Consider the following 7,298-nt stretch of genomic DNA (forward strand, 5'->3'; position numbering starts at 1 on the left):
CGTGGTTCGTATCAGAAGTCCGGTCTTCGGTGTCATGCCGAGGAGCGATGGGGTGCCCCGTTTTCGGCGGCGGCGGGCCCGTCCTCAACTCGGACGTCGTTCCGCGCGGTGGAGGCGGCGCTTTTGCGCTCAGGGGACAGTGGTTTTTCGGGTGTGACCGCGCGAGAACGCCGACCCTCGAACATGAGTATCCTCCCACCGCCGCCGAAAACGGGACACCCCCTCGCTCCCTTGTGGCGAAGGCCGAGCCGCGCGACTTCTGGAAGGGATCACGCTTCCAGGAGACTAGCGCTCGAGGGCCGACTCGACCTCGCGGTACACGCGCTTGCGCCACATCGCGAGCGCCGACTCGCCGCGGTGGAGCTTCTCGGTCTCGGCCAGCATCTCGCCGAGCGGCACGAGCACGACGTACGGATCGTAGGGGCAGGGCGGCGTGGTCACCCCGGGCCCGACCCAGCCGGCCATGAAGCCGGAGCGCCCGTCGAAGAGGCCGCGAACCGCCGCGTTCGCCAACCGCACGGCGAGGAGCCTGTCGAACGCGGACGGCGTGCCGCCGCGCACCACGTGGCCGAGCACGGTCACTCGCGAGTCCACGTCGTGGTGCTCGCTCGCGAGCCGCGCGTCGACGCGCTCCTTCAGCAGCGCGGTGGGCATCTTCACGCCCTCCGACTTGAGGATGAGCACCCGGCGTCGCCGATCACCCTCGGCGTGCGCTCGCTCGATCGTGTGGCAGACCTGCGCGACGAGCTCGTCGTCGGTGCGATCGCTCTCGGGCACCAGCACCGTGTCCGCCCCGGCCGAGACCCCCGCGGTCATCGCGAGGTACCCGCAATCGCGGCCCATCACCTCCACGAGGAAGACGCGCTTGTGGGCGCGCGCGGTGTCGCAGATGCGATCGCACGCCTCGACGATCGTGTTCATGGCGGTGTCGACGCCGATGGCCATCGACGTGCCGCCGAGGTCGTTGTCGATCGACGCCGGCAGGCCCGCGACGCGCAGCGGGCCACGTGCAGCGTCGCAGCCTTCGAGCACCGTCGCCCCGGTGAGCGAGCCGTTCCCGCCGATGACGATGAGCGCCGCGGTGCCCGAGTCGCGCAGCACGCGCTTCGCCGTGGCCTGGCCCTCGGGGGTTCGGAAGCGGGCGCTGCGGGCCGTCCCGAGCATCGTGCCGCCGCGGCGCGACGCCTCGTCGAGCGCGCGGATGTCGAGCGGCGCGAACCGCCCATCGAGCAGCCCCTCGTAGCCGTCTTCGACGCCGACCATCTCGAGCCCGAGCTCCGCGCCCACGCGCGCGAGCCCTCGCAACGCCGAGTTCATGCCCGGCGCGTCGCCGCCGGAGGTCAGCACGCACACCTTGTCACCGCGAGAGAGCTTGTCCGCCATCGCGCCAGCGTACCTGCGACCGCGCGAGATGTCTCTCGACCGCGCGCGCCACCGCCCCCGGCGCCCGCACGCCGCCGGGGGTGAGTGGAATACGCTTTGGTTTCAGGTGGTTAGAAGCGGCCGCAGGCCGCCGGAAGCACGCGCCCCTGGAGGGCGGTGCGCAGCACGCCGAGCTCGGGCGCGGTGCCCGAGGGGCCCGCCTGGGCGGCCATCGCGTCGCATTGAGCGGCCGCGCCGGTGAAGAAGCCAGCCTCGGGCGAGAGGCCGAGCCGCTTGCCCTCTGCGCGGAGCTGTCCGCAGCACTGGCGAAGGCGCGCCACGTTCGGGTTGACGTAGGGTCCCTTCTTGCCGGCCTCGGCGGCGTCCGCGGCGTCGGCGCCTGCGTCCTCCTCCATCGGCGCGATCTCCACCGGCGCGGCGTCCACCGGATCGGGCGGCGGCGGCGGCGCGGCGTCGACGACGGCGGGCGGCGGGTCCTTCTTGCAGCCCGAGCCGACCAGCAGAGGCACGGACGCGAACACCGAGAAAATCAAGATCGAGCGAAGACGGGAAGAGCGTTGCATCGAGCCTCCGGGGGACGGTTCACGGCCGCGCCGATCGCTTGAGCGGGTCGGCGCCTGCTTTGAACGTCGGTGACCCTACAAGGTTCTCCCGCCCGTGGGAACCGGCGACGAGCCTGCGGCGAGCGGCGTGTCGGTGCCATCCGACCGAAGGGCGGGCGTCTGCCGCCGCGTCGGCCGCGCCTCCGAGGAGCGAGCCCTCGCGCCCGCTACGAAGGCGCGAGGGGGGCCGGCCGGGCGAAATCCTCGGCCGTTCTCCATAATCGGTGCTTTAGTGGGCCCCGGTCGCTTGCCACCGGAGTCCACGTGATGAACCGTCCTCGCCGCCGCCTCGCGGCCGCCCTCGCCCTCGCGGCCGCCGTCCCCGCCGCATCCGCCCTGGAGGCGTGCGCTCGACACGAGCAGTTCGGGGGACCGCCGCTCTGTGTGGGCATGGGCTGCCCCGACGCGGCGCTCGGGTCGCCGGACGCGGGTTCCCCGGGGGAGGCCTCGGCGCCCATCCCAGGGCCCTCGACGTCTGCGGCGAGCAGCGTCCCGTCTGCCAACACGCCCCCAGGCGACCCCGCTCCCCGCGTCACGCCTGACATCATCGATCAAGGGATCGAGGTGGCCCTGCGGCAGCAGGCGCTCAAGTACGCACAAAAGGGCGCGCTGCCCGAGTCTCAGGTGCTGCGCGTCGACCTCGCCGAGGGCCAGAAGTCGGGAATGGTGTTCAACCTCCAGCCGAACACTTGCTACACGTTCCTCGCCGCGGGGGTCCCGGGGGTCGTCTCTGAGCTCGAGGTGAAGCTGCTGCTCCCGCCGTTCTTCACCATGGAAGCGGGCAAGGGCCGCGGGCAGCTGGCCGCCATCGGTCGCGTGCCCGCGCCGATCTGCCCCATCTCGCCGATCGCGATCCCCTACCGCGTGGAGGTCACCGCCACGAAGGGGGGCGGGCGCGTGGGGCTCATGGTGTTCGCCAAGGGCCGCTGACCTCGTCGCCTCATCCCCGCGGGTCGCGCCGCGCAGACACCGCGCCGCGCGGCTAGGTGAGCACGCACCGCAGGATCGCAACGACGGCGGTCGGGATGCGGCGGCGACGGGCGACGGGAGTAAATCAACGGGCTGCTAACGCGCTCCTCGCGCCGACAAGTGCATCGGCTGCCCGCCTTGTAGGACGGGCTACCTACGCAGCGAGACCGCGTGGCCCGGGACCCACACCTGCCGGCCGTCGGGGAACGCGCAGTTGTACTGACCGCCTCCCATCTGCGTGATCGTGGCCGGGTAGCGTTGGCCGTCCGACCACAGCACGAGGACGGGCGTCCCCACGGCGAACCCGCCGACGGCGCTCGTCGCGAACGAGTCGAGCGCGGAGCCGAACGAGCCGAGCGCGCCGCCCACGGCCGCGCCGAGGTTCGCGGCCTGCACCTGGAACGCCGGGACCTGCTGGGGGTAGCCCGGCTGCGGGGGGTAGCCCGGCTGCTGGGGGTAGCCCGGCTGCGGGTAGCCCTGGGGCTGCTGGGGGTAGCCCGGCTGGGGATAGCCCTGCGCTTGCTGCGGTTGGCCGCCGGTCGCGCCGCCGTCTCCGCCGCGGGCGATCTGGACGGGCTTCGGCGGGCCGCCCTGCGCGATGCGCGCGCCCTCCTGCTCGACCAGCATGCCGAACATTCCGTACCGGCCCATGTCCAGCGGGATCTTCGAGCTCCAGTCGCCCGCGATCATCGTCCAGTCGCTCATGGATAGCTTGTAGAATGCAAGCATCCCCTCGACGCTCATGGCCTTCGCGGCGCCGCTCATGGCGACGTACTCCTCGAAGGTGACCTGGGGCTTGCCGCCGGACTTCTTCGCGAGCGCCGCCTGGTAGAGCGGCATGTAGCGCATCGCGACCTGACCCATGAGGGACATGTCCTGCATGCGCGCCGTCCAGCCGGCCTTCGCGGCGTCCCAGCTCCCCCGCGTGATGCCCTTCTTGCCCACGATCTCGATCTGGGCGTTCGCGTCGTTCAGGTGGTCGGAGACGTCGGCGGAGAGCTCGGCGTAGAGCTCGAGGGAGATGCCTGCGATCGGTGCGTACGGGTCCATGGCTCGCAAGGGAATCCACGTCCTCGAGCGAGGTCAAGCGGAACGGCGCGGGACCGCCCGCTTTTTTGCAGCGCCTGCCCGTCGGGCCCATCCGCGCTGGCGAGTCGCCTGCACCCGGGGGCTCCGCTACGATCCCACGGAATGGCCACCACGATCTCGTTGCGTCGGCGCGGCGGCGACTCTCGTCGAGAGACGTTTCACGGGGAGGGCGTCATCACCCTCGGGCGAGCCCCGGAGAACGACGTCGTGCTCCTCTGTCCACGCGTCTCCAAGCGGCATGCAACCCTTCAGCTCCGTGACGGCCAGCTCTGGCTCCGCGATCTGACCAGCAAGAACGGCACCGTCGTGAACGGCGTGCCCCTCCGGGCGCCTGCGGCCTTGGGGCCCGACGACATCTTGCAGATCGGCGACTTCACGCTGACGGTCGAGCTAGGGCGCACCCGGCCCGATCCGGCACGCCACCCCGCCGACCTGGACGAGCCGACCAGCGCCGGGCGCGCGCTCGGCGACGCGGGCGGCGGGCCCGGGGGCGACGGCGTCGGCGAGCCCGAGGCGATCCCGCGGGAGCGCGAGCTCGCCGAGGAGCTCACGCGCCGCCTCGCCGCGCAGGGGCTGAGGCGCGACGCGATGCTCAGGGTCATCGACGCGATGGTCGACGTTGTGGCGCGGGGGTCGACGAGCGCGGGGCGTCACTGAACCTGGCCGATCGGGCGCGCCCTCCGCCCACGGGCCGTGATAGCGTCACGAAATGGTGAGCGCGACGGCGAAGGTGCGAGGCGCGAAGCTCGTCAAGACCGCCTCCGCCGAAGGTGGCGCCGCCTCCATCACCGACATCCTCGTCGAGAGCGACGGCGAGCAGGTCGGGGTCAGCTACGGTAACCCGGATCCGTCGGTGGGTCAGGAGTGCCCCTGAGCGCAGCGGGTGAGGCCGGCGCACGCGCGTCGATCACGCTCGCGTTCTCTGCGGGGACGCTGGAGGTGCGGGGCCTCACCGCGCCGCTCGAGGGGCTCGTGTGGGATCCGCGCACCGCGTGTCATCGCGCGCCTGCGGTCGCCTACGCGCAGCTCGTGCGCGCGCTCGTGCGCGACAAAGTGACCTTCGTCGACGAGGCGCGCGCGTACCCCGAGCTCGACGCCGAGCCGCGGGTCCACCGCGAGGCGCGCCCATTCCAGCGCGAGGCGATCACCGCGTGGCTGCGCGAGCGTGGGCGCGGCGTGGTCGTGCTGCCCACCGGCGCGGGCAAGACGCACGTCGCCGTGATGGCGATCGCCGAGAAGCGCCGCGCCACGCTGGTGCTCGCCCCCACGCTCGACCTCGTCCGGCAGTGGCACGGGCTGCTCGCGGCCACGTTCGGCCAGGAGGTGGGGGTCCTCGGCGGCGGCGAGCACGACGTCCGCGCGATCACTGTTTCCACTTATGATTCCGCGTACATCCACATGGATCGTCTGGGCGCGCGCTTCGGCCTCGTGGTGTTCGACGAGTGCCATCACCTGCCCAGCGCGGCCTACTCGCTCGCGGCCAAGCAGTGCCTCGCGCCGTTTCGCCTCGGGCTCACGGCGACGCCTGAGCGGACCGACGGTCGCGAGGCGCTCCTCGACGCGCTCGTCGGGCCTCTCGTCTACCGGCGCGACATCGTCGAGCTCGCCGGGGACTACCTCGCCGAATACGAGACCGAGCAGGTGGGGGTGGAGCTCGATCCGGACGAGCGCGAGGAGTACGAGCGAGAGCGGAAGCTCTACCGAGAGTTCCTCTCGATGAACCACATCCGCATGGGCGATCCGCGCGGCTTCGCCGAGTTCGTCATGCTCTCGGCCCGCACCGAGGACGGCCGCCGCGCGATGGCCGGCTACCGACGTCAGCGAGAGCTCGCGTTCTCCGCGCGCGGCAAGCTCGCGTACACCGAGCACCTGCTCCACGAGCACCGGCGCGATCGTGTGCTCCTCTTCACCCAAGACAACGCCACGGCCTACACGCTCTCTCGGCGGTTTCTGGTCCCCGTGATCACCCACCAGACCAAGGTGAAGGAGCGCGCCGAGGTCCTCTCGGGGCTCCGCGAGGGGCGCTACGGCGTGATCGCCACGTCGCGCGTGCTGAACGAGGGCGTCGACGTGCCCGAGGCCAACGTCGCGATCGTGCTCTCCGGCTCCGGGTCGGTGCGCGAGCACGTGCAGCGGCTGGGGCGTGTGCTCCGCAAGGGGCAAGACAAGCGCGCGGTGCTCTACGAGCTCGTCACGCAGGCGACCGGCGAGACCTTCACGAGCGAGCGCCGGCGGGAGCACAGTGCTTACCGCTGACCTCGTCGTGGCGCGGCGCTACAAGGGCGAGCTGCGCCTGCGCGCGCTGCGGCCCGAGGAGGAGCCCCTGGCCCGCCGGCTGGCCGCGGCGCTGATCCGCGAGGCCCGAGCGCACGTGGGGCAGAGCCGCGAGCGCCTGATCGCCGCGTGGGATGCGCTCGACGGCGGCGCGCTCGACCGCCGCGTCGTCCTCGCGCTGCGCAAGCTCGTTCTCGACGCCTGCGACTTCTCGTCGGCCAGCGCCCACGATCCCGTCGAGCTCCGCCGCGCGCTGTTCACCACCGCGGCGGCGGCCCGGGCCGCGCTCGCCGACGGCATGAGCCTCGATCGCGAGGTCGTCGTCGCGTCGGTGGCCGCGACGCTCGGGCTCTCGCCGGCAGCGCTCGACGCGGGGCTCTTCTCCGATCTCCGCGACGCGGACACGCTCACGAGCGGACCGGCCCTCTCGGGCGACACCCTCGTCGAGGGGTTCGCCGCGGCGCAGGCGCAGGCCGCGCTGCTCCGGGCGACCCGCGCGGTGTGTACCGTGACGACGCGCGACGCGGGCGAGGTGAGGGCGTTCTTTCGTACACTGAAATTCCACAAGCTCCTCTTCGAGATCGAGGCCACGGGCGAGGGCGCCTTCTCGCTCGTCATCGACGGTCCGTTCAGCCTGTTCGAGTCGGTCACGCGGTACGGCCTGGGCTTCGCCATGCTCGTGCCCGCGCTCGAGCGCCTCACGGCGTACGAGCTCGAGGCCGACGTGCTGTGGGGCAAGGAGCGCGCGCCGCTCAAGCTGCGTTTGGCGGGAGGCACGGGCGCGCCCACCCGCGCCGCGAGCCCGGTCGCCGCGGCCGGCGTCGCCGACGACGTGAGCAAGCTCCTCGCGGGCCTCGAGCCGCTCGCGGAGGCGTGCGGTGCGAGGTGCGCGCTCTCGGCCGAGCTCGTACACCTGCCGGGCGCGGGCCTCGTCGTGCCCGACCTCGTCGTGCAGCGCGGCGACCGCCGCGTGTTCGTGGG

8 protein-coding genes are annotated in these 7,298 nt (G+C 72.4%); 5 read left to right on the plus strand and 3 right to left on the minus strand.

Going from position 1 to position 7,298, the window contains the following annotated elements; translation table 11 throughout:
- Nucleotides 1–285 precede the first annotated feature (285 nt).
- Nucleotides 286–1,383 carry a 6-phosphofructokinase gene (locus tag IPQ09_24555; GenBank protein ID MBL0197341.1) on the minus strand — a complete coding sequence of 366 codons (1,098 nt, stop codon included), beginning with the start codon at nt 1,381–1,383 and terminating at the stop codon, nt 286–288.
- A gap of 110 nt (nt 1,384–1,493) precedes the next feature.
- On the minus strand, nt 1,494–1,946 hold the full coding sequence (locus tag IPQ09_24560; protein ID MBL0197342.1) for a hypothetical protein: 453 nt from the start codon (nt 1,944–1,946) through the stop codon (nt 1,494–1,496).
- A 306-nt stretch (nt 1,947–2,252) separates the two neighbouring features.
- On the opposite strand from IPQ09_24560, the gene IPQ09_24565 reads away from it, so the two are divergent.
- Complete coding sequence (locus tag IPQ09_24565) at nt 2,253–2,915, plus strand: hypothetical protein (GenBank protein ID MBL0197343.1); 663 nt, start codon at nt 2,253–2,255, stop codon at nt 2,913–2,915.
- 189 nt (nt 2,916–3,104) lie between these two features.
- Here IPQ09_24565 and IPQ09_24570 read toward each other — a convergent pair whose 3' ends face one another.
- Nucleotides 3,105–4,004, minus strand: coding sequence for a hypothetical protein (locus IPQ09_24570; GenBank protein MBL0197344.1), 900 nt, complete (start codon nt 4,002–4,004; stop codon nt 3,105–3,107).
- 141 nt (nt 4,005–4,145) lie between these two features.
- Between IPQ09_24570 and IPQ09_24575 the strand changes: the two genes are divergently transcribed.
- The 4 genes from IPQ09_24575 to IPQ09_24590 form a co-directional block, all read left to right on the plus strand.
- The gene (locus IPQ09_24575; protein MBL0197345.1) at nt 4,146–4,700 is read left to right on the plus strand and encodes an FHA domain-containing protein; all 555 of its coding nucleotides are present in this window, start codon (nt 4,146–4,148) and stop codon (nt 4,698–4,700) included.
- Nucleotides 4,701–4,752: 52 nt separating this feature from the next.
- Complete coding sequence (locus IPQ09_24580) at nt 4,753–4,917, plus strand: hypothetical protein (GenBank protein ID MBL0197346.1); 165 nt, start codon at nt 4,753–4,755, stop codon at nt 4,915–4,917.
- Nucleotides 4,908–6,299, plus strand: a complete 1,392-nt coding sequence (locus IPQ09_24585; protein ID MBL0197347.1) for a DEAD/DEAH box helicase family protein — start codon at nt 4,908–4,910, stop codon at nt 6,297–6,299. Before IPQ09_24580 ends, IPQ09_24585 begins: the two co-directional genes overlap by 10 nt.
- A partial coding sequence (locus IPQ09_24590) for a DUF790 family protein (GenBank protein ID MBL0197348.1) occupies nt 6,286–7,298 on the plus strand: 1,013 nt, incomplete at its 3' end. The genes IPQ09_24585 and IPQ09_24590, both read left to right, overlap by 14 nt.

Source organism: Myxococcales bacterium, from assembly GCA_016720545.1.
Classification (GTDB): Bacteria; Myxococcota_A; Polyangia; order Polyangiales; family Polyangiaceae; genus JAAFHV01.